The sequence below is a fragment of the Myxococcus sp. MxC21-1 genome (genome assembly GCF_032612255.1).
GTDB lineage: Bacteria > Myxococcota > Myxococcia > Myxococcales > Myxococcaceae > Myxococcus > Myxococcus virescens.
Window position 1 is genome coordinate 4,572,624 of the sequence record NZ_CP123278.1, and the last position, 21,689, is coordinate 4,594,312.

The window sequence follows — 21,689 nt, forward strand, 5'->3', positions numbered from 1 at the left end:
CGACCGCGAAACGAACGATGGACCATGGCCATCCACCAACGCTTCAACGCAGGACCCATTGCGGCGTCGCGCCACAAAGAAAAGGCCACCGCGGCGTCACGAAGACGTCCGCGATGGCCTTATCACCCAAGCGGTCAGACGTGCCGCTCACCCATGAGCCGCCGGACGCGGCGCGTCGCCATGCTCCGGGTGCTGCGGCGGCTCGTGGGTCTCATCGTCCTTCTTGCCGAACCGCTCGCCCAACCGCGTCTTCATGCGGTCCGCCACGACATAGAAGGCGGGCACCACCAGCAGGCTGAGCACCGTGGACACGGACAGTCCACCGAGCACTGCGATGGACATGGGCGCGCGCGTCTCCGAGCCCGCCCCCAGCGCCAGCGCCGCTGGCACCGCCGCCATCATGGTCGCGGTGGACGTCATGAGGATGGGCCGCAGCCGCACCGGCCCCGCGCGCAGCATGGCCTGCAGCGCGTCCGCGCCGCGCTCCCGCTCTTGCAGCGCGTAGTCCACCAGGATGATGGAGTTCTTCTTCACGATGCCCATCAGCAGCAACAGGCCAATCATGCTGAAAATGTTCAGCGTGGTGCCCGTGGCGAATAGGGCGAAGGCCGCGCCCGCCACCGACAGCGGCAGAATCGTGAGCACCGTCACCGGGTGCAGGAACGAATTGAACTGCGCGCCCAGCACCATGTACGCCACGCCAATCCCGAGGAAGAGCGCGAAGAACAGGCTGCTCATCGAGTCGCGGAAGGCCACGCTGGCGCCACCCGCCACCACGCGCACACCGCCAGGCAACTCCTTCGCCAGCCGCTCCACCGTCGCCAGGGCCTCTTCCTGGTTCGAGCTCGGCGCCACGTTCGCGTAGACGCTGATGGCGCGCTCACGGTCCCGCCGGGTGATGGCCTGCAGCGCGGGCCGCTCCTCCTGCGTCACCAGCGACGACAACGGCACCAGCGCGCCGCTGGCCGTCCGGACCTTCAGCGTGGACAGGTCCTCCGGCCTGGAGCGCTGGTCCGCCAGGAGCCGCATGCGCACGTCGATGCGCCGGCCGCCGGTGCTGTACTTGCCCACGCGCACGCCGCCCACCAGCGCGTTGATGGTGGTGGCCACCGACTGGATGGGCACGCCCAGGTCCGCCGCGCGGCCCCGGTCCGGGGTGATGCGCAGCTCCGGCATGCCCAACTGGTAGTCCGTGTCCACGTCCACCACCTTGCCGCTGGCCTGGAGCTTCTCCCGCATCTCCTGGCTGGCTTCCACCAACTGCTCCCATTCCGAGCCGCGCACGCTGAACTCCACCGGGAAGCCGCGCTGCGCCGTGAAGCCGCTCTGGGACTGGTCCTGCACCACCGCGCGCAGGCCCGGGTAGCTGTTGAACTCCTTGCGGAGGATCTGCTGGAACTCCGCCTGCGGCATGCGCTCGTCGGGCGGCTTCAAGCTGACGAACATCATGCCGGTGTTGACCGCGCCGCTGCCGAAACCGCCGACGACGGAGAAGACGCGCGTCACCTCGGGCCGGCTGCTGGCGAACTCCTCCGCGCGCAGGAACAGCCGGTTCGTCTCTTCGATGTTGCTGCCCACCGCCGTCTGCATGCGCACGAGCAGGCGGCTCTGGTCCTGGGACGGCACGAACTCACCCGGCAGCGCACGGAAGACGAAGACGCTGGAGGCCGTCAGCACCACCGCCGCGCCCAGCACCCACCACGGCCGCTTCAGGCCCCAGGCCAGGGTGCGCGCGTAGACGCGCTCCAGCTTCTCGAAGCCCCGGTCCACCCAGACGCCAATCCGGCTGCGGCCCTCACGCGACGTCTTGAGCAACTGAGCGCAGCGCGCGGGGGCCAGGGTGATGGCCTCCACGTAGGACAGCAGCACCGCCACGCACAGCGTCACGCCGAACTGGAGGAAGTACTTGCCGATGACGCCGCTCATGAAGACGACGGGCAGGAAGATGGCCACCACCGCCGCCGTCGCCGCCAGCGCGGCGAAGGTGATTTCCGCGGTGCCCTCGCGCGCGGCGCGCACCCGGTCCTTCCCCTCTTCGGAGTGCCGGTAGATGTTCTCCAGCACCATGATGGCGTCGTCCACGACGATGCCCACCGCCAGCGCCAGGCCCAGCAACGTGAAGGTGTTGAGCGTGAAGCCCAGGAAGTAGATGACCGCCACCGTCCCCAGCAGCGACATGGGGATGGCCAGCACCACGTTCATCGTGCTGGAGAGCGAGCCCAGGAACACCCAGCACACGAAGGCGGTGAGGATGCACGCGAGCATCAGCTCGAACTCGATTTCGTGGACGCTCTCCTCGATGAACTGCGTCGAGTCGAAGTTGATGCCCAGCTGCATCCCCTCCGGCAGGTCCTTCTGCATCTTGTCCAGCTCGGCCCGGATGCCCTGGGCCACCGCCACGGCGTTGGCGCCGCGCTGCTTCTTGATGCCCAGGCCCTGCGCCGGCTCGCCGTTGATGCGCGCCATGCGGCGCACGTCCTCGAAGCCGTCCTCCACCAGCGCCACGTCCTTCAGGTAGACGGGGAAGCCGCCCTGCTCGCGCACGATGATGCGCCGCAGCGTCTCCAGGTCCAACGCCTCGCCCATGACGCGGACGTTGACCTCGCGGCCCTGCGTCTCGATGCGGCCAGCGGGCAGCTCCACGTGCTCGCGCTGGAGCGCCGCGGACACGTCCGCCACCGTGAGGCCCAGCGCGTCCAGCTTCTGCGCGTCCACCCAGATGCGGACGTTGCGCTCCAGCATGCCGCCCAACTGCACCTCGCCCACGCCCGGAATCGTCTGGAGCTTCTCCTTCACGCGGTAGCGGGCGTAGTCACTCACCACCTGCTGGCTGAAGGGCCCGGACACGCCGACCCAGAGGATGGGTTGGTCCTCCGGGTTGGACTTGGAGATGATGGGCGGATCGATGTCCAGCGGCAGCCGGCGCTGCACCTGGCTCACCTTGGTCTGCACGTCCTGGAGCGCCAGGTCCACGTTGCGCGACAGGTCCAGCTCGACGGTGATGTTGCCGCCGCCCTGGCGCGCGGTGGAGTTGATGGCCGTGACGCCCTCCACCTGCGTCACCGCTTCCTCGATGAACTCGAGGACGTCGCTCTCCACCGCCTCCGGGTTGGCGCCTTCCCACGTGACGGAGATGTTGATGGTGGGGAAGTCGACGTCCGGGAACTGGCTGATGCCAATACGCTGCGCGGCCACCAGTCCGAAGACGATGGTGGCCGCCATGATCATCCACGCCAGGACGGGCTTCTTGATGCACGCCTCGGTGATGTTCATGGCCGGGCGCCTCCGCCGCCGCTGGCGGCCTCCGGCTCCAGCCGGGGCTCACCCGTGAAGGTGGGCTTGGGTCCCTCCGCCACGCGCACGCTGGCCCCGTCGCGCAGGGCCTCACCGCCGCGAATCACCAGCAGCTCACCGGGCTTCACGCCGTCACGGACCTCCACGCGGCCATCCGCGGTGCGCAGGCCCAGCTCCAGCACGCGCTCACGCGCCTTGTTGTCCTCCACCACGTAGGCCAGGAAGCCGCGCTCGCTGGCGCGCACCGCCGTCTGCGGAATCACCGGACTGCCGCCGCGCGTGTCCACGGGCACCGCCACCGTGGCGAAGGCGCCCGGACGGAGCCGCTCGGCGTCCTCACCGGTGACTTCCGCCGTCACCGGCACCATGCGGCTGGCATCATCCGCGGCGGCGGCCACGTGTGTGATCTTCGCCGTGAAAGAGCCACCCTCCGCGGCCCGGACGGAGAAGCGCGCCGTCATGCCGGGCTGGATGCGGGACACGTCCGCCGCCGGAACCGTGAAGCGCAGCAGCAACGGCTCGCGCCGCAGCAGCGTGGCCAACACGATGCCGGGCTGCACGTACTGCCCCGTCTGCACCGTGCGCGTCTGGAGCACGCCGTCCATGGGCGCGCGCACATAGGCGTCACGCTGGTTGAGTTGCGCCTGGTCCAGCAGCGCCTTCGCCGCCGCCACGTCCGCCTCCGCCGTGCGCGCGCGAGCCTCGAAGGTCTCCAACTGCTCGGCGGGCAGAAGGCCGGGGCTGGCCTGGTTCACCGCGGTGCGGCGCTTCGCACCGGCCTCCGCCTCCACCAGCGTGGCGCGAGCTCGCGCCAGCGCGGCCTCCGCGGACCGCACGGCGATGGCGTAGCGGGCGGGCTCGATCTCCGCGAGCACCGCGCCCTTCTTCACCGACTGCCCTTCCGCGAAGAGCACCCGCTCCACGGCCCCCGGCACGCGGGCGGTGATCTGCACCCGCTCGAAGGCCTCCACGGAGCCCACCGCGTCCACCACGTACTCCACGTCCCGCGACTCCACCGGAGCCACCTCGACGGGGAACTGGATGGCGGCTCGGCCGCGACCCGCCGGCGCTGCTCCGCCTGGGGTGCTTTGCGCGTCCTTCTTGCAGCCAGCCCCCAGGGCCAGCGCGGCCACGGCCAGACCCAACGTTCCTGCGCGTCGCATTTCCTTCACGGTTCCTTCCCCAATGGGTCGAGTCCGACTGCCGCCCGCAGCCCCAGCAGCGCCACGCCCAGCGCGAACCGGCTCTGGGCATACGCCACCTCCGCCTCGAACTGCCGCAGCGAGGCGTCCGCCACCGTCAGCGCCGTGGACAAGCCCTGACGGTAGAGAATCCCCTGCTCCTCCGCGTTCTGCCGGGCCGTGCGGACCGCCAGGTCGCTCTGTGCCAGGGCGGCCTGGGCATTCTCCAGCGCCACCCTCGCCTGCTCGATGTCCACGTCCACCCGGCGCGTGGTGGCCTGGACCTGGAGCTCTGCCGCCCTCGCCAGGGCCACGCGCTCCCGGCGTTCGGCATAGCGCTCGCCGCCGTCGAAGAAGTTCCAGATGAGGTTGACGCCCAGGAAGCCGTCACCCGTGCGGCCCGCGAGTCCGGCCTCGTTCGTGAGGCGGTAGGTGGCGGACGCGCCCAGCGTGGGCAGCAGCCGGGCGAGCGGCTCCTTGGCGCTCTCCTCCAGCGCGTCCACCCGCAGCCGCGCGGCCAGGATATCCGGCCGGCGGTCCAGGGCCCCATCCGCCAGGGAGGCGTGGGCCTGCAGCGGCCGGCTGGCGTCCGACAGCAGCGCGTCCGGTGAGGCCAGGGTGCCCTTGACCGAAGACACCAGCAGGAAGCCCAGCTCCAGGCGCGTGGTCTGCGCGGCGTTGCGCGCGTTGGACATCTGCACCTCGGCGCTGGCCGCCTCCAGCTCCGCGCGCGTCACATCGTTGCTGCTGGCCAGACCCGCCTTGGCGCGGGCCGACGCGTCCTGAAGTGACTGGCGGGCGAACGCGAGGCGCTGCTCGGCGGCGCGGTACACCTGCTCCTGGGCCAGGGTCGCGAGGAAGGCGTTGGCGGCCTCGAAGCCAATCTGCCGGCGCGCCTCCACGGCCTCCAGCTCCGCCGCGTCGCCGTCCCTCCGCGCCGCGCGGTACAGGAAGATGCCGCGCGCGTCGAACAGCGGCAGGGAGGCGACGAAGTTGGCGTTGAAGGCGTTGTTGCGCTGGATGACCACCGTCTGGCCACCCACTTCGCGCGTCACCTCATTCAGACGCCGGGTGTAGGTGCCCGTTCCCGTCAGCTCTGGAAAGAAGAAGGCCCGGGCCCGAGCCAGCCGGGCCCGGGCGGCCTCCGACTGCTGCTCGGCGGCCAGCGCCACCTCGTTACGCTTCGCGGCAAGTTGCACCGCCTGTTCCAGCGTCAGCGGACCACCTTCCGTGGACAGGGCTTCCGCGGGCGGAGGCTGGGACGAAGGACTTGCGGGGGCACCCTTCGTGGATTCGGTCGCGGGCTGCTGCCCCGAAGCACTGGACGCGGTCAGGGCGAGCCAGGCGCAGAGGGGCATGGTGAGGGCGTGACGGGGTCTATGCATGAACGGGCGGGGAAGGCTCGGGCGTCGGGGGAGCGGGCCGGCGCGCCATCTAAACGGAGGTGGAAAGAAGGGGCCATGACGATTCGGCGTCTGGACGCTGGCCTGCGCGACGGACTATGGGTGGCGTTGGGTTCTCCTGGGTTCCGTAGCTCACTGTAGAAAGATTGCGGGCGCCACCAAGCGCCCGGGAATGCTCGGCCGATGCGTTTATTCCTGATGGGTTGCGTTCTTGCGGTGGTGGTCTCCTTTTCCGGTTGCCGGAAGCAGGAAGACCCACCCAATGCCGGGGCCATCCGCGTAAGCGTCTCGTATGCGACGTTTCGTCCGGGCTGTCTCACGCTGACCGTCACGGACGTGGACGAACCCAGCCGCACCGAGACCGCCAACGTCCGGATGGAGCCTTCTGCCCGCAGCGACACGCGGACGGTGGCCATCCTGGGCCGGGAGGGCTGGAGCCGGAACCTGCGGCTCACCGCGACCGCCAACGAGCGCTCCTGCAACGGCCCCGTGGTGGCACAGCACGAGGTCACCGCGCAGGTGCCCACCGTGGGCACCACGACCGTGGCTCTCGACCTGCGCGCCCTGGACCTGGATGACGATGACTACGTCACCAGCGAGGGCGCCTTCCCTGGCTCGGATTGCGACGACGACGACCCGGGCATCCACCCCGGCGCGACGGAGCTGTGCGACGGCGTGGACAACAACTGCGTCAACGGCGAAGCGGATGCCCCCGGCGGCGCGACCTACTACCGCGACGCGGACGGTGATGGTTTCGGCGACCCGCTCGCCCTGCCCAACCTCTCCTGCACGCCTCCCGCGGGCTATGTCCGGGAGGCCGGTGACTGCAACGATCAGGACCCCAACATCCACCCCAGACAGGCCGAGCTGGTCTGCGACGGCAAGGACGACAACTGCGATGGGGACATCGACAACGACCCGTTCGATGTGAGCACGCCGTGCCTGACCGAGCAGAACTGCGCCGGCGCCAAGCAGTGCGCGAGCACCTTGCTGACGACCTGCGTCAGCAGCGAGACGCCGCGGGAGTGGTTCGTGGACGAGGACGGTGACGGCCAGGCGGGAACCTCCGTGGGGCTCTGGTGCGCCAACCCACCGCAGGACGCGAAGGAGAACAACACGGACTGTGATGAGAGCTCGCGCTTCGTGTCGAACACGGCCACCGAGGTGTGCGACCGGCTGGACAACGACTGTGACGGACAGGTGGACGAAGACCCGGCGGGCTGCGACGCCGTGGACTGGACGACGACGAACGCGACGCCCTCCTCGATTGTCTGGGAGACGGTGGCTGCGTACCCCGGCAACAAGGGCTGGCTCGCGGGACGCGACGGCCACGTCGCCCACGTCGATGGCGGGACGCTCACCCCTGTGACGAACTGCCCGGGCCAGTGGAAGTCCTCCTGGGTGACGAACAGCGGCCGCGTGTTCCTGGGCAACGGCGCGGGCAAGTTCACCACCCGGCTGCCGACCGACACTGGCGCGTGTGTCAACGTGAATGGCCCCGGGAACGCCAGCATCAACGGGATGGTGGGCTTCGAAAGCGGCAACCGCGTGGCGCTGTACGCGGTGGACAGCCAGGGCCGCATCCTCCTCTGGAACTACGAGGAGGGCGCCCCCACCCAGGCGGCCCCCGAGGAGCTCACGCGGCTCAACGACAACCTCAAGTCCATTGACGGTACCAGCCCGCGGACGCTGTTCGCCGCGGGCGCCGAGGCACAGGGCGGCACCAACCGCCCCGTGGTCTGGCGCGGCCCCACGGAGGACGGCGGCACGTGGCAGAAGGAAGCCCTGGGCAACGTCGGGTCGACCGAATTCCTCTTCGGCATCCAGGTGCTCTCACCGAACCATGTCTACGCCGTGGGTGACAAAGGTCTCTTCCTGGAGCGCGCGGGCACGACGTGGAGCGTGAAGCCCGCCATCACCCTGCCAACCTCGGCCCCGGCGGACATCCGCGGACTGGTGGCCTTCGGCAGCAAGGCCATCTACGCCGTGAGCTCCGGAACGAACAACATCCACTTCTTCAACGGCACGGCCTGGAGCACCGCCTTCGCGCCGTCCAGCCCCATGAACGCGCTGAGCGGAACCGGCCCGGCCGACGTCTGGGTGGCGGGCAGCAGCGGCGCGCTCGTGCGCTGGCGGCCCTGAGACAGCGGGCGGACGGACACCATGGACCTGCGCGCGGACGGCCTCACGGTGCGGTACGGAGCGAGGCAGGTCCTGTCCGGCGTGAGCTGCGCGCTGCCGCCCGGGACGCAGGCACTGGTCCTGGGGCGCTCGGGCGCGGGGAAGACGACGCTGGTGAAGGCCCTGGCCGGCCTGGTGCGGCCCACGGAGGGCCGCGTGCTGTGGGATGGACAGGATGCGGCGCGTCTGACGGCCGCCGAGCGGCGCGAGCAGCAGGCGTCGTTCGGCATGGTGTTCCAGACGGACGCCCTGTTCGACTCGATGACGGTGCTGGAGAACGTCATGGCGCCACTCACCCGCCGCCACGTCCCGGAGGCCGAGGCCCGGGCCCGCGCCAGTGACGTGCTGCGGGCGGTAGGGCTTTCGGACGCGGCGGATACGCTGCCAGAGCGCCTGTCTGGCGGCATGAAGAAGCGCGCGGGAATCGCGCGGGCCCTGGCGGCGCGTCCGTCGGTGGTGCTGGCGGATGACCCGTTCGCGGGGTTGGATCCGGGCACGGCGCGGCAGGTGGCCCGGGTGCTCCTGGACGTGTCCCAGGGTGGCACGCTGCTGGTCGTGGCGACGGAGGCCCCGATGGACCTGCCCCTGCCCCGCTGGCTGTACCTGCGGAGTGGCCGGCTGGTTCATGACGGGCCCCCGCGCCCGAGTGGGAGGATGCACCGGACGAGGTGCCGGCATGACGCGAAGCGCGCGAGCACATCCAGGTGCCATGTCGCGCCACCCGGAGGGCGCGGCCACAGCCGTGCCGCCGCCGAGTCTGCCCCGGGATGAGATGCCGCCATGGCGCTCCTGACGAGGCTCGGACGAACGGCGCTGGACGCGCTCCGCGGAACCGGCGCGCTGGGCCTGGTCGTGGGCCGCACGGTGCTGGCGCTGCCGAAACTGGAGCGCCGCGAGCTGGGCCGTGCGCTGGTGCAATTCGGCTACGGCTCGCTGCCGCTCGCCCTGGCCACGGCGGCGCTGGCCGGCATCATCGTGGTGCTGCAGTCGGGCATCTACGTCCAGCGCTTCGGCGCGCGGGCCTTCCTCGGCTGGGCGGCGGGTTATGGCGTGCTGTGGGAGTTCGGCCCGCTGCTGCTGGGCCTCATCATGTCGGCGCGGCTCGGCGCGCGAAACGCGGCGGAGCTGGCGCTGATGCAGGTGGGCGGACAGATTGAAGGGCTGAGGGGCATCGGCCTGGACCCCTTCGCCATCCTCGTCGCGCCTCGCGTGGTGGCCATGGAGGTCAGCATGCTGGCGCTCAGCGGCGTCACCTTCGCGGTGGCCATCCTCTTCGAGTCCGTGGCCGCCCTGCTCGCCCTGGGCCTTCCGGTGCGCGTCTTCTTCGGCACCTTCTCCCAGCTTCTGGGTCCGCTCGACCTCCTGGGCGGCGTGGTGAAGACGGGCATCTTCGGACTGGCCATCGCCCTGCTGTCCACCACCGTGGGCCTGTCCGCTCGAGGTGGCGCACACGCCGTGGGCCAGGCGGCGGCCAACGCGGTGGTGCGCAGCTGCGCGGCCATCTTCGTCCTCGACTTCGCCCTCACGTCCTTGCTCGCGGGGTGGATGGGATGAGCGGCGTGCTGTCCTTCTTCGGAGCGCCGGTGGTGATGCTGGCCCGCACGGTGCGGGCCTCCACCCGGGACGGCGTGCCCTGGCGCGAGTCCCTGGCGCAGCTCCACGAGCTGGGCGGGCGCAGCGTGTGGCTGGTGATGTCCGGCATGGCCTTCTTCGGCGCGGTGCTCGTCACCATCGCCAACAGCCGTGCACGGCGCTTCGTGGGCAACGTGGCGGTGCTGGGGCCCGCGTACTTCGAGCTGCTCATCCGCGAGCTGGGCCCGGCGGTGTCCGCGCTGCTCACGGCCTCACGCGCGGGCGCGGCTCACGCGGCCGAGCTGTCCACCATGAGCGTCAACGAACAGGTGGAGGCCCTGGAGATGTCCGCGGGCGACCCCTACGCGGACCTCGTCGCGCCCCGGGTGTTCGCGGGCGTGGTGGGCGTGCCCCTGCTGTGTACCCTGGGCACCATCGCGGCCACGCTGTCCGCGGCGGCGGTGGCGCAGTTCGCCTTCGGCGTGGACGGGCGGGCCTTCATGGACCCGCGCTACGTGGACGGATGGGACTTGCTGGCCGCGTTCCTGAAGGCCGCGGGCTGCGGGCTCTACATCCCGCTGGCGGCGGCGGTGGCGGGCCTCAAGGCGCGCGGCGGCGCCGAGGCCGTGGGCGAGGCCACCACCGACGGCGTGGTGGCGGCGAGCCTGGGGTGCCTGCTCATCGACCTCGCCGTGTCGCTGGCCTTCCAGCTGCTGCGCCTGTGAGCGAGCCCCGCGCATGACGCCCCTTCCCGACAGCGAGGCCCTGCGATTCCGGGACGTACACGTCGCGTTCGACGAGGACGCCGGCGCGTGCTCGCGGGGCTCACGGCGGAGGTGTCCACGAAGGAGCTGACGTTCATCGCGGGCGCCAGTGGCACCGGGAAGAGCGTGCTGTGCCGGCTGGCGGTGGGGCTGCTGCGCCCGGACGCGGGCGAAGTGGTGCTGTGGGGGGACGCGTGGACTCCAGACCCGAGCGCGAGCTGGTGCCACTGCGCCGACAGGCGCCCTACCTGGTGCAGGGCCCCGCGCTGTTGGACTGGCGCACGCTCCGGCAGAACGTATGGCTGGCGGACCCGGCGGCGTCCGTGGACGACGTGGACGCCGCGCTGGCGCAGGTGGGGCTGCTGGATTGGGCGGACCGGCTGCCACCGGAGCTGGGGCCCGGAGCGAAGAAACGGACGGCCATCGCCCGGGCGTTGGTGCTCAAGCCGCGCTATCTCCTCTTCGACGAGCCGACGACGGGCCTGGACCGGAAGGCGGCGGGCCAGGTGGAGGAGGTGCTCGCGTCGCTGAAGGCGCGGGGCCTTGGGGGGATGGTGGTGTCCCACGATTACCGGCAGCTGAAGGCGCTGGCGGACCGGGTGCTGGTGGTGGCGAACAAGCAATGTGCCTACCTGGGCACGCCGAAGGGCTTCCTGGAGTCCTCCGCGCCCGAGCTGCGAGTACTGACAGCGCCATTCATGGAGGGCGCGACGGATGGATGAGCGACGGCTGGAGCTGAAGGTGGGCGCCCTGGTGCTGGCCGCCATCGTGGGCGTGCTGGTGTTGCTGTGGTTGATGGGCGAATTGAAGCTGGGCTCGGAGACGGGGCTGGCGGTGGACTTCGGCCACACGGGGAACGTGGTGGAGGGCGCCCCCGTGAAGCTGGGCGGCGTGCAGGTGGGCCGCGTGCAGGACATCCAGCTCCAGCCCGAGCGGCGAGACGCCCAGGGACGCCCGCTGCCCGTGCGAATGGAGCTCGCGGTGGCGCCGGAGGCCGTGGGCGCGCTGCGCCAGGACGCGCGCGTGACGGTGGCCACGGTGGGCATCCTGGGAGAGCCCTATCTGGAGCTGAACCCGGGCTCGGCGCCGGAGCGGCTGCCCGCGGGCACGGCCGTGCGGGGAACGGACGCGCCCCGGCTGGACGTCCTGGCCGAGCAGCTCACCCGCTTCGTGGACCTGCTGTCCCAGATGCTGGAGGAGGACCCGGAGGCCATCCGCGGCCTCGCGGCGAACGTCTCCCGGCTGGCGCGGACGCTGGACCAGTTGCTGACGGAGAACCGGGGCGACGTGAAGGTGCTCGCGTCCGAGCTGGCGGCGGCCTCGAAGGACTTGCGCCAGCTCGCGGGCCTGGCGCGCGAGGCCTTCCAGCCTGGAGGCAAGGGCGCGCGGTTGTTGGACGATGCCTCGGCGGCGGCGGCCATCGTTCGTCGCGACCTGCCGGGGCTGACGAAGTCCGCCGGGACGACGCTGGACGGACTGGCGGCCGTGACGGGCCCGCTGGGGCCCGAGGACGGCGCGCGGGTCAAGGTCGCGCTGGAGCGCCTCACCTCGGCCTCGGGCCAACTGGAGAGCATCGCGGCCCGCGCGGACCGGGTGCTCGCGAAGCTCGAGGCCGGCGAGGGCACCGTGGGCGCGGCGCTCCAGGACGGCACGCTCTACGAGGAGCTGCGCATGCTGGTGACGGACCTCCGCAAGCACCCGTGGAAGGTGCTTTGGAAGGACTGAGGCCCGGGCGTCGGGCACCTATCAGGACGCAGCGTGAAGGCGTGCAAACACGGGCCCAACTGTTCAGGGTGTGGCCTCCCCCATTCTGAGAGCGCACCAAACCATTGCTGGTGGTACAAGCCCGGGCCGTGAAAGCCCCCAGCCCCCGCCCCCGTTGAGGCCACCTTCGATTCCCTGGGCTTGAAGCCCGCGCTCGTCGAGGCGCTCAGCGCGCTCGGCTACGAGGAGCCCACCCCCATCCAGGCCGCCGCCCTCCCGCCACTGCTCGCGGGGAAGGACCTGCTCGGCATCGCCGCCACCGGCACCGGCAAGACGGCAGCCTTCGCCCTGCCCCTGCTCAACCACGTGGAGCCCGGCGCGTGCCGGCCCAACACCACGTCCGCGCTAGTGCTGGTCCCCACGCGCGAGCTGGCCATGCAGGTCTCCGAGGCCATCCACCGCTACGGCCAGAAGCTCGGCATCTCCGTGCTGCCCCTGTACGGCGGCCAGGTCATTGGCCAGCAGCTCCGCGTCCTCAAGCGCGGCGTGGACGTCGTCGTCGCCACGCCGGGCCGCGCGCTGGACCACCTGCGCCGTGGCACGTTGCAGCTCGATGACGTGCGCGTCGTCGTGCTCGACGAGGCCGACGAGATGCTCGACATGGGCTTCGCCGAGGACCTGGAGGCCATCCTCTCCGGCACGCCCGAGGACCGGCAGACGGCCCTCTTCTCCGCTACGCTCCCGCCGCGCATCGCCAGCATCGCCGAGCGTCACCTGCACGAGCCCGTGCGCGTGAAGATTGCCCGCGAGAAGGTGGAACAGGGGGAGATTCCCCGCGTCCGGCAGACGGCCTACGTCGTGCCGCGCGCCTTCAAGATCGCCACCCTGGGCCGCCTGCTCGACGTGGAGTCGCCCACCGCGGCCATCATCTTCTGCCGCACGCGCACGGAGGTGGACGACCTCACCGTCTCCCTCAACGGCCGTGGCTGGCGTGCCCACGCCCTGCATGGCGGCATGACGCAGGAGCAGCGAGACCGCGTCATCAAGCAGCTCAAGTCCCAGGGCACCGACCTGCTCGTGGCCACCGACGTCGCGGCGCGCGGCCTGGACATCCCCCGCCTGTCCCACGTGGTGAACTTCGACGTCCCCAACGCGCCCGAGGCCTACGTGCACCGCATCGGCCGCACGGGCCGCGCCGGCCGCGAGGGCGTGGCCATCACCCTGGTGGAGCCCCGCGAGCACCGGCTGCTGCGTAACATCGAGCGCGTCACCGGCCAGCGCATCGAAGTGGCCACCGTGCCCACCGTCGCGGACATGCGCGAGAAGCGGCAGGAGATGCTGCGCGCATCCCTGCGCGAGACGCTGGTGACCGGTGAGTACGACTCCCTCCGCAACGTGGTGGAGAGCCGGCCAGCGAGTTCGACGCCATGGACATCGCCGCCGCCGCCGTGAAGCTCCTCCATGAGGCCCAGGACGAGGGCCGCGACACGGAGGAGACGGAGATCCCCGTCGTCGCGCCGCCGCAGGAGCGCCGCGAGCGCACGGGCAAGTTCGGAGCGCCCTCAGGGCGTCCGGGCCGTCCGGAGCGCGGCCCGAAGGCCCGCGGTGGCCCGCCGACGTGGGACGTCACCCGCCTGTGGATTGGCGCCGGCCGTCACGCCGGCGTACGCCCCGCCGACCTGGTGGGCGCCATCGCCGGAGAAGCGGGCGTCGAGTCCTCCAAGATTGGCGCCATCCAGATTGGCGACGCCTTCTCCCTGGTGGAGGTGCCGGAGTCGGAGGCCAACCGCATCATCGCCGCGCTGAAGAACGCCACCCTGCGCGGCAAGAAGGTGCTCGTCCGCAAGGACCGGAGCTGACCTTCCGACTCAAAGGGAAATGCCCGCCTCGTGAGTGGGAGGATGACGAGCGAACCCGTCACGCTCACGAGGAGGGCTGAAATCCGTCAGGCCGCCCGCTCGGTCTGCGCGGCGGCTTCTTCCCGCGGCTCGGTGTTCGTCCGGCGCCGGGAGAAGAACCGGCGCCACGACAGCGCGAAGCCCGTGTAGACGAGGAACACGCCGCCCAGCGACGCGATGGCGGCCACCAGCTGGCCCAGGAGCCCCAGCGCCTCGCCGGTGTGCAGGAAGCGCAGCCGGTGCGCAGCTTCCTGCCGCTGTTGTAGTCCGCGTACGTCTCCTGCTTCGCCACCTCGCCCGAAAAGGGGTTGAGGGACACCTGCTTGGAGGAGAACGGCGGCCACGCATCCGCCTCGCGGAGGCTGACTGTCACCGCGTCCACGCTGTCCGCGCCCCCTTCCCGCCCCGCTCGCCCTTCGCCTCCGGACCACGGCCACCCTGCGCGGGAGCCCCGCCCGGACGCGCTCCGCCGCCCAGGCGCACCGTGGCGGACGACCAGGTGGGCGACGTCTTCTGCGCTTCGGCGATGAGGGCATCCATCGGCTTGCGCGGCGTCTCCACGTCGGGCGCGGGCACCTTCACCGACGCCGAGCCCGGCGGCCCCTGCCTCGCCGGAGCCTCGTGGCCCATCGCCGTGTAGACGAGGTCGGAGGCCCACTTGTACGAGATGACCATGCCCGACGCCGTGAGCACGATGAGCACCGGCAGCGACCAGAAGCCGATGACGTTGTGCCAGTTCCAGTCGCGCGCCTTGCCCTTCAGCCCACGCCGGAACCACAGCGACGGCCGCATGGCGCGCAACGTCCACTTGCGCGGCCACCACAGGTACAGGCCGGAGATGGCCAGGAAGAGGAACACCGCGTTGCTCGCACCGGTGATCGCCTTGCCCACCGCGCGGTTGTCACCGCTGGCGGCCAGCCACCGGTGGAGCTCCACGTTCCATTGGAGGAAGCCGCGCAGGCCCGTCGCGCCATTCCCCAGCACCTCGCCGGTGTAGGGGTTGACGTAGGTCACCGAGCCCCGGCCGATGCTCACGAGCACCGAGGATGTCGGCTCCGGATACACCGTCACGCCGGAGGGCTGTCCGTCCGTCCGCGCCGCGCGGACGCGCTCGACCAACGCCTCCACGGGGAGCCGGGGCGCGTCTGGAGACGGCGGCTGCACCGTCCGGACATCCCGCTCCGCCCATTCGATGAGCTGCTTCTCGAAGGCGATGACCACGCCCGTGAAGGACATGATCGCAATCACCAGCCCGGTGGCGATTCCGGCGATGAGATGAATCCAGAAGATGATGTTTCGGAAGGTGCGCATGAAACGGCTCCAGCGCGGGCCGGAGCCCACGCGAGGAGAACTGGAGCGGACCCGGCGCGACACCGCGCCAGGCTCACTTCAGGGAGAAGTTCACCGGAATGTCGATCATGACTCGCGCCAGCCGCCCCGAACGGCCCAGCGCGGGCGTGAAGTGCCACTGATTCACGGCGGCAATCGCCGCGGCGTCCAGGGCGGGCACGGAGCGCATCACCCGGGTGTGCGCCTGCTCCACCCGGCCGTCCGTGCCAACGATGACCCGCACCACCACCACGCCCTGGATGTTCCGCTGCTTCGCCAGCCGGGGGTAGTCCGGCCTGACCTGCTTGAGGACCGTGGGGGGCCGCATCACCTGCTTCAGCGTCAGCGCGTCGCCCGTGCCGCCAATGGCCGTCGACCCGACGATGCCGCCCTGCGTTCCACCCACGACGCCGCCGACCACGCCACCCACCACCCCACCCACTGCGGACGCCTCGCTGCTCGTGGACGCCGGCTCCGCCTTCGCCACCGTGGGCTCGGGCTCCACCACGGGCTCCGGCTCAGGGGGCGTCTCCGGCTTCACCTCCGCCACCGGCTCGGGCCGGGGAACGGGGGTCGGCATCACCCGCTGCGCCGGCTTGGGACGCGCCTGACGCTGCACTTCCTTCTTCGCGGCCGGCTGCGCCCCGCCACCACCCGCGGGCGGCGGGGGCGGAGGCGCGGCGAACGCCAGCAACACCAGCTCCGGCTCCTCCCGCACCACCTTCTTCGGCGACGCCGGGGACACGGACAGTCCCGCCGCGACGACGACCGCGTGGAGCACGACCGCCACGACAACGGCCCCGCTCCAGCGGCTCCAGAAGCCCTCCACCCCGGCGGCATCCCCCATGCGGAAGAGCGCCCCAGTGGGTTGCGCCAACACCGAGGATGCGGCATCCGCGGCGGGCTCCGGAAGTTCGAAATTGAGAATCGTTCTCACTCTCACTGCGGACGTGGATACCCCCCACGGCCCTCATCCGTCAACGCTCGCTGAGTAAAACTTCTTACGCACGGTGGAATGCCCGTCCGGTCGTCCACGGAGGGATGGCGCGCGGAAAAGCCCTTTCGCGGCAGCCCTTTACAGGCGGCTGAAGGACCAGCTCAGCGCGCGGCCACCGGCGTACGGCATGACGCCATGGAACGGCCGGGGGTCGGCGTCGAACACCAGCGGCAGGAAGTGCCGGTCCCCGTCCCACAGGTTGAGGCCTTGGATGTCCGCCACGTGCACCCAGGAGAGGGAGCCCTCCGGGTTCCGCTCGAGCGGAGTGCCTTCGAAGCCGTCGATGCGAAACACGAAGCCCAGCCAATCCTCCCCGTGCTTGCCGAAACCGGGCCAGGAGATGGTGCCGCGCAGCACCATCCGCGTGCACTCGATGCCGGCCTCCTCGCGAATCTCCCGGCGCATGCAGGCGGCCACGTCCTCGTCGCGCTCCATCTTCCCGCCCAGGCCATTGAACTTCCCGTAGTGGGCATCATCCGGGCGGGCGTTGCGGTGGACGAGCAGCACGCGCTGGCCGTCCGGTGACATCACGTAACCGAGCGTGCCGATGATCGGGGTGTACGGCATGGGAGCGACCTCGCGCGGTGCGGCATCCAGGCGTCGGAGCCCCTTGGCCACCGCCGGAATGTGACAAAGCGCGGCACTGTAGTTCATGCCGGGCCAGCCAGGTCCCTCCTCACCCCGCCCTCCTCGCACGGCGGGTCGGGGGCTTCCCTTTACGCCAGCCAACGCAGCGCGTTAACATCTAGCGGCACTGCATTATTCTTGATGACAACCCGCGTCGTCGGGAGAGGGGACTCTTGATGTCGGCATTCCGCCCCGGCCGGTACGGCCTGTATGAGCCAGACACCGAGCATGACGCCTGCGGCGTGGGATTCGTCGCCCACCTGAGGGGTGAGCGCTCGCGAGGCATCGTCGAGGACGCCCTGGAGCTCCTCAACCGGCTCAGCCACCGGGCGGCCGCGGGCAGGGACCCACGAACCGGCGACGGCGCCGGCATCCTGGTGCAGCTCCCCCACCGCTTCTTCGAGCGCGAATCACCGAAGCTGCCCTTCGCCCTCCCGCCGCGCCGGCACTACGGCGTGGGCCGGTGTTCCTCCCGCCCGAGCCCGAGGCCCGGGCCGCCTGTGAGGCCGCCTTCGAGGAGGTCGTCGTACAAGAGGGCCAGCGCGTGCTCGGCTGGCGCGACGTGCCCGTGAACCCGGAGCACCTGGGCCCCGTGGCGCGTGAGGCCGCCCCCGTCATCCGCCAGCTCTTCGTGGCGCGGCGGCGCATGGTCCCCAGCGCCTTCGAGCGGAAGCTGTACCGCATCCGCAAGCTGACGGAGAACCTCATCCAGGCGCGCGGCGTGGACCCCAAGGGCCGCTTCCACGTGGCGTCGCTGTCGTCGGAGACGCTCGTCTACAAGGGACTGATGCTGCCGGTGGACCTGCCGCGCTTCTACTCCGATTTGCAGCAGCCGGACTTCGTGAGCGCGCTGGGCCTGGTCCACTCGCGCTTCTCCACCAACACGTTCCCCACGTGGGAGCTGGCGCAGCCGTTCCGCTTCATCGCGCACAACGGCGAAATCAACACCATGCGTGGCAACCGGAACTGGATGACCGCGCGGCGCGGCCTGCTCCAGACGGCGCGCCTGGGCGGCAGCCTGGAGGCGCTCCAGCCCATCATCGTCCCGGGCAAGAGCGACTCGGCGCAGTTCGACAACATGGTGGAGCTGCTCTACCTGGGCGGCCGCACCCTGCCCCACGCGCTGATGATGATGATTCCGGAGGCGTGGGAGGGCGACGCGCTCATGTCCGACGAGCGGCGCGCCTTCTATGAATACTCCTCCGCCCTGCTGGAGCCGTGGGACGGACCGGCGGCCATCGCCTTCACGGACGGGCAGCTCATCGGCGCCACGTTGGATCGCAACGGCCTGCGGCCCGCGCGCTACCTCGTCACGGAGGACGACCGCATCATCCTCGCCTCGGAGATGGGCGTCATCGACGTGCCGCCCTCGCAGGTGCGCCGCAAGGGCCGCCTGACGCCGGGCCGCATGCTGCTGGTGGACACCACCGAGGGCCGCATCCTGGAGGACGAGGACGTCAAGCGCGACATCACCACGCGCTGGCCCTACCGCCGCTGGCTCCAGCGCAACGTCTACACCTTCGACAACCTCCCCGCCGTCACCGCCCCGGTGCGCCTGCGCGGCGAGGAGCTGTGGCGGGCCCAGCGCGCCTTCGGCTACACCGCCGAGGACGTGCGCTCGGTGCTCACGCCCATGGCGGAGACGGGCAAGGAGCCAGTGGGCTCCATGGGCACGGACACGCCGCTGGCGGTGCTCAGCGACCACGCACCCAGCCTCTTCTCCTACTTCCACCAGCTCTTCGCGCAGGTGACCAACCCGCCCATCGACCCGCTGCGCGAGTCGCTGGTGATGACACTGGCCACCGCGCTGGGCCCGGAGAGCAACACCTTCGAGGAGACGCCGGAGCAGTGCCACCGGCTGTCCCTCCCCGGCCCCATCCTCACCAACGGGCAGCTCGCGCGGCTGGCGGCCATCAATGACGAGGGCCTGTTCGAGACGCGCCGCCTGTCGCTCCTCTACGCCCTGGACGGAGGCGAAGGCGCGCTCGAGGCGGCGGTGGAGAAGCTCTGCAACGAGGCCGTGGACGCGGTGGACGCGGGCGCCAGCATCCTGCTCTTGAGCGACCGCGGCGTGGACGCGGCGTACGCGGCCATTCCCGCGCTGCTGGCCATGTCCGCGGTGCACCAGCGGCTCGTCCGTGACGGCATCCGCATGTACACCGGCCTGCTGCTGGAGACGGCGGAGGCGCGCGAGGTGCACCACTTCGCCTGCCTGTTCGCCTACGGCGCCGCGGCGGTGAACCCGTACCGGCGCTGGACACGCTCCGGGCCCTGGCGGACAGCGGCGAGCTGGCCGTGGACGCGGAGAAGGCGCAGGACCGCTTCATCCACGCCGTGGAGGAAGGCCTGCTCAAGGTGATGTCGAAGATGGGCATCTCCACCCTCCAGTCCTACCGCGGCGCGCAGCTCTTCGAGGCCGTGGGGCTCCAGCGCTCGCTGGTGGAGCGGCACTTCACCGACACGGCGTCGCGCGTGGAGGGGTGGGCCTGCCGGAGCTGGGGCGCGAAGTGGCGGAGCGTCACGCCCGGGGCTTCGGCGCGGAAGCGGACGCGGAGGCCGGCATGCTGCCCGTGGGCGGCCAGTACCGCTGGCGCCGTCTGGGCGAGCGGCACAAGTGGAACCCGGCCACCATCGCCAGGCTCCAGGCGGCGGTGCGCGCGAACGACGCCGCCACCTTCGCGGAGTACTCGCGGCTCGCGGACGACGAGACGCGCGAGCACTCCAACCTGCGGGGCCTGCTCGAAATCGCCCACGAGGGCCGCACGCCCGTGCCGCTGGACGAGGTGGAGCCGGCGCTCTCCATTGCCCGGCGCTTCGTCACCGGCGCCATGTCCTTCGGCTCCATCAGCGCGGAGGCGCACGAGACGCTGGCCATCGCGATGAACCGGCTGGGCGGGCGCTCCAACAGCGGCGAGGGCGGCGAGGAGTCGCGGCGCTACACCCGGGACGAGAACGGAGACCTGCGCCGCAGCGCCATCAAGCAGGTGGCCAGCGCGCGCTTCGGCGTCACCACGGAGTACCTGGTCAACGCGGACGAGCTCCAAATCAAGGTGGCCCAGGGCGCCAAGCCCGGCGAGGGCGGCCAGCTGCCCGGCCACAAGGTGGATGAGCGGATTGCCCGCGTGCGCTGGTCCACGCCGGGCGTGACGCTCATCTCCCCGCCACCGCACCACGACATCTACTCCATCGAGGACCTGGCGCAGCTCATCTACGACCTCCAGTCGGTGAATCCGGCCGCGCGCGTCGGCGTGAAGCTGGTCAGCGAGGTGGGCGTGGGCACCATCGCCGCGGGCGTGGCCAAGGCCGGCGCCAGCTGCGTGGTCATCTCCGGCTACGAGGGCGGCACGGGCGCCTCGCCGCTGTCCAGCATCCAGCACGCGGGCCTGCCCTGGGAGCTGGGGCTGGCGGAGACGCAGCAGGTGCTGGTGCACAACGGGCTGCGCTCGCGCATCCGCGTTCAGGCGGACGGCGGCATGCGCACCGCACGGGACGTGCTGGTGGCCACGCTCCTGGGCGCCGAGGAGTTCGGCATGGCCACCGCCAGCCTGGTGGCCGTGGGCTGCATCATGCTGCGCAAGTGTCACCTCAACACCTGTTCGGCGGGCATCGCCACGCAGGACGCGGGGCTGCGCGAGCGCTTCCAGGGCAAGCCCGAGGACGTGGTGAACTTCTTCCTCCTCATCGCGGAGGACCTGCGCCAGCGGATGGCCACGCTGGGCGCTCGCTCCCTGCAGGAGCTGGTGGGCCGCGTGGACCTGCTGCGGCAGCGCCCGGCGGTGGACCACTGGAAGGCGAAGCGCGTGGACCTGTCCGGGCTGCTCGCCGCGCCAGCCGCGCCGGACAGCGAGCCGCGCCACTGCACCGAGCCGCGCATCAAGGACGTGTCCGACCACCTGGACCACGCGCTGCTGCGCGACGCCAGCGCGGTGCTGGACGGCGGGCCGCCCATGCTGCTCAACGTGCCGGTGGCCAACACCCACCGCGCCGTGGGCGCCCTGCTGTCGGGGGAGATTGCCCGGCGTCACGGGGGCCAGGGGCTGCCGGATGGCCGGCTCCACGTGCGGATGAAGGGCTCCGCCGGCCAGAGCTTCGGCGCCTTCGTGGTGAAGGGCGTGACGCTGGAGCTGGAGGGTGACGCCAACGACTACGTGGGCAAGGGCCTGTCCGGTGGACGCATCATCGTCTACCCGCCGCAGGCCAGCCGCTTCACCGCCGAGGAGAACGTGCTGGTGGGCAACACCGCGCTCTACGGTGCCACGGCCGGCGAGGTGTACCTGCGAGGCTCGCGGGTGAGCGCTTCGCGGTGCGCAACAGCGGCGCGCAAGCCGTCGTGGAGGGCGTGGGCGACCACGGCTGCGAATACATGACGGGCGGCGCGGTGGTGGTGCTGGGCCCCACCGGGCGCAACTTCGCGGCGGGCATGAGCGGCGGCATCGCCTACGTGCTCGACCGCGAGCAGTCCTTCCGGCAGCGCTGCAACCTGGAGATGGTGGAGCTGGAGTCCCTGGTGGACGAGTCCGAAATCTGGCTCGTGCACGGCATGGTGGAGCGACACCTGCACCACACCGGCAGCGCGCTGGCGCGGCGGGTGCTGGACAACTGGGAGCTAATGGTGCCGCGCTTCGTGAAGGTGATGCCCACGGACTACAAGCGGGTCCTCCAGGCACGGCGCGCGGCGCGCAGACCACCGGAGCCCACATCCGCGGCGTTGCCCCAGTCCGCGGCGGGGAGGGCCTGAG

At 71.1% G+C, this 21,689-nt stretch carries 15 protein-coding genes and 3 pseudogenes; 11 read left to right on the forward strand and 7 right to left on the reverse strand.

Features of this window, described 5'->3' with window-relative positions; all coding sequences use genetic code 11:
- Positions 1–147: 147 nt before the first annotated feature.
- Genes QEG98_RS20570 through QEG98_RS20580 form a run of 3 tightly spaced genes read right to left on the reverse strand, consistent with a single transcriptional unit; the run spans position 148 to position 5,833 of the window.
- Entirely contained in the window at positions 148–3,273 is a 3,126-nt protein-coding gene (locus tag QEG98_RS20570; RefSeq protein WP_316562514.1) for an efflux RND transporter permease subunit, read from the reverse strand.
- Positions 3,270–4,457, reverse strand: a complete 1,188-nt coding sequence (locus QEG98_RS20575) for an efflux RND transporter periplasmic adaptor subunit (protein ID WP_316562515.1) — start codon at positions 4,455–4,457, stop codon at positions 3,270–3,272. Before QEG98_RS20575 ends, QEG98_RS20570 begins: the two co-directional genes overlap by 4 nt.
- Positions 4,458–4,462: 5 nt before the next feature.
- Positions 4,463–5,833: a TolC family protein gene (locus tag QEG98_RS20580; protein ID WP_410477822.1), complete on the reverse strand. Its 1,371-nt coding sequence runs from the start codon at positions 5,831–5,833 to the stop codon at positions 4,463–4,465.
- Between the two features lie 381 nt (positions 5,834–6,214).
- On the opposite strand from QEG98_RS20580, the gene QEG98_RS20585 reads away from it, so the two are divergent.
- The 9 genes and pseudogenes from QEG98_RS20585 (at position 6,215) to QEG98_RS20625 (ending at position 13,958) form a co-directional block, all read left to right on the forward strand.
- Positions 6,215–8,020 carry a putative metal-binding motif-containing protein gene (locus QEG98_RS20585; RefSeq protein WP_316562517.1) on the forward strand — a complete coding sequence of 602 codons (1,806 nt, stop codon included), beginning with the start codon at positions 6,215–6,217 and terminating at the stop codon, positions 8,018–8,020.
- Between the two features lie 21 nt (positions 8,021–8,041).
- Positions 8,042–8,830, forward strand: a complete 789-nt coding sequence (locus QEG98_RS20590) for an ABC transporter ATP-binding protein (RefSeq protein ID WP_316562518.1) — start codon at positions 8,042–8,044, stop codon at positions 8,828–8,830.
- Positions 8,831–8,839: 9 nt separating this feature from the next.
- On the forward strand, positions 8,840–9,613 hold the full coding sequence (locus tag QEG98_RS20595) for an MlaE family ABC transporter permease (protein ID WP_011553919.1): 774 nt from the start codon (positions 8,840–8,842) through the stop codon (positions 9,611–9,613).
- The gene (locus QEG98_RS20600) at positions 9,610–10,356 is read left to right on the forward strand and encodes an ABC transporter permease (RefSeq protein WP_316562519.1); all 747 of its coding nucleotides are present in this window, start codon (positions 9,610–9,612) and stop codon (positions 10,354–10,356) included. The genes QEG98_RS20595 and QEG98_RS20600 overlap by 4 nt, the downstream gene beginning before the upstream one ends.
- Positions 10,357–10,467: 111 nt before the next feature.
- Positions 10,468–10,539, forward strand: a pseudogene (locus QEG98_RS20605) (ABC transporter ATP-binding protein); the annotation flags it as partial.
- A 50-nt stretch (positions 10,540–10,589) separates the two neighbouring features.
- On the forward strand, positions 10,590–11,117 hold the full coding sequence (locus QEG98_RS20610; protein ID WP_316562520.1) for an ATP-binding cassette domain-containing protein: 528 nt from the start codon (positions 10,590–10,592) through the stop codon (positions 11,115–11,117).
- Positions 11,110–12,120: an MlaD family protein gene (locus tag QEG98_RS20615; protein ID WP_090495264.1), complete on the forward strand. Its 1,011-nt coding sequence runs from the start codon at positions 11,110–11,112 to the stop codon at positions 12,118–12,120. Before QEG98_RS20610 ends, QEG98_RS20615 begins: the two co-directional genes overlap by 8 nt.
- A 180-nt stretch (positions 12,121–12,300) precedes the next feature.
- Positions 12,301–13,551 (forward strand): DEAD/DEAH box helicase, encoded by a 1,251-nt coding sequence (locus QEG98_RS20620; RefSeq protein WP_316562521.1) that lies wholly within the window; start codon positions 12,301–12,303, stop codon positions 13,549–13,551.
- The gene (locus tag QEG98_RS20625) at positions 13,527–13,958 is read left to right on the forward strand and encodes a DbpA RNA binding domain-containing protein (protein WP_316562522.1); all 432 of its coding nucleotides are present in this window, start codon (positions 13,527–13,529) and stop codon (positions 13,956–13,958) included. The genes QEG98_RS20620 and QEG98_RS20625 overlap by 25 nt, the downstream gene beginning before the upstream one ends.
- Positions 13,959–14,044: 86 nt before the next feature.
- Here QEG98_RS20625 and QEG98_RS20630 read toward each other — a convergent pair whose 3' ends face one another.
- From QEG98_RS20630 to QEG98_RS20645, 4 genes are all read right to left on the reverse strand, one after another.
- Positions 14,045–14,434 carry a PepSY domain-containing protein gene (locus QEG98_RS20630; protein ID WP_316562523.1) on the reverse strand — a complete coding sequence of 130 codons (390 nt, stop codon included), beginning with the start codon at positions 14,432–14,434 and terminating at the stop codon, positions 14,045–14,047.
- Positions 14,367–15,308 carry a PepSY-associated TM helix domain-containing protein gene (locus QEG98_RS20635; protein ID WP_316562524.1) on the reverse strand — a complete coding sequence of 314 codons (942 nt, stop codon included), beginning with the start codon at positions 15,306–15,308 and terminating at the stop codon, positions 14,367–14,369. Before QEG98_RS20635 ends, QEG98_RS20630 begins: the two co-directional genes overlap by 68 nt.
- A 73-nt stretch (positions 15,309–15,381) precedes the next feature.
- Entirely contained in the window at positions 15,382–16,263 is an 882-nt protein-coding gene (locus QEG98_RS20640) for a TonB family protein (RefSeq protein WP_316562525.1), read from the reverse strand.
- Positions 16,264–16,401: 138 nt separating this feature from the next.
- On the reverse strand, positions 16,402–16,890 hold the full coding sequence (locus QEG98_RS20645) for an 8-oxo-dGTP diphosphatase (RefSeq protein WP_316562526.1): 489 nt from the start codon (positions 16,888–16,890) through the stop codon (positions 16,402–16,404).
- A 236-nt stretch (positions 16,891–17,126) separates the two neighbouring features.
- Between QEG98_RS20645 and QEG98_RS20650 the strand changes: the two are divergent.
- Positions 17,127–19,320 (forward strand): annotated as a pseudogene (locus QEG98_RS20650) (glutamate synthase central domain-containing protein); the annotation flags it as partial.
- 191 nt (positions 19,321–19,511) lie between these two features.
- Positions 19,512–21,688 (forward strand): annotated as a pseudogene (locus QEG98_RS20655) (glutamate synthase-related protein).
- Position 21,689: the final 1 nt, after the last annotated feature.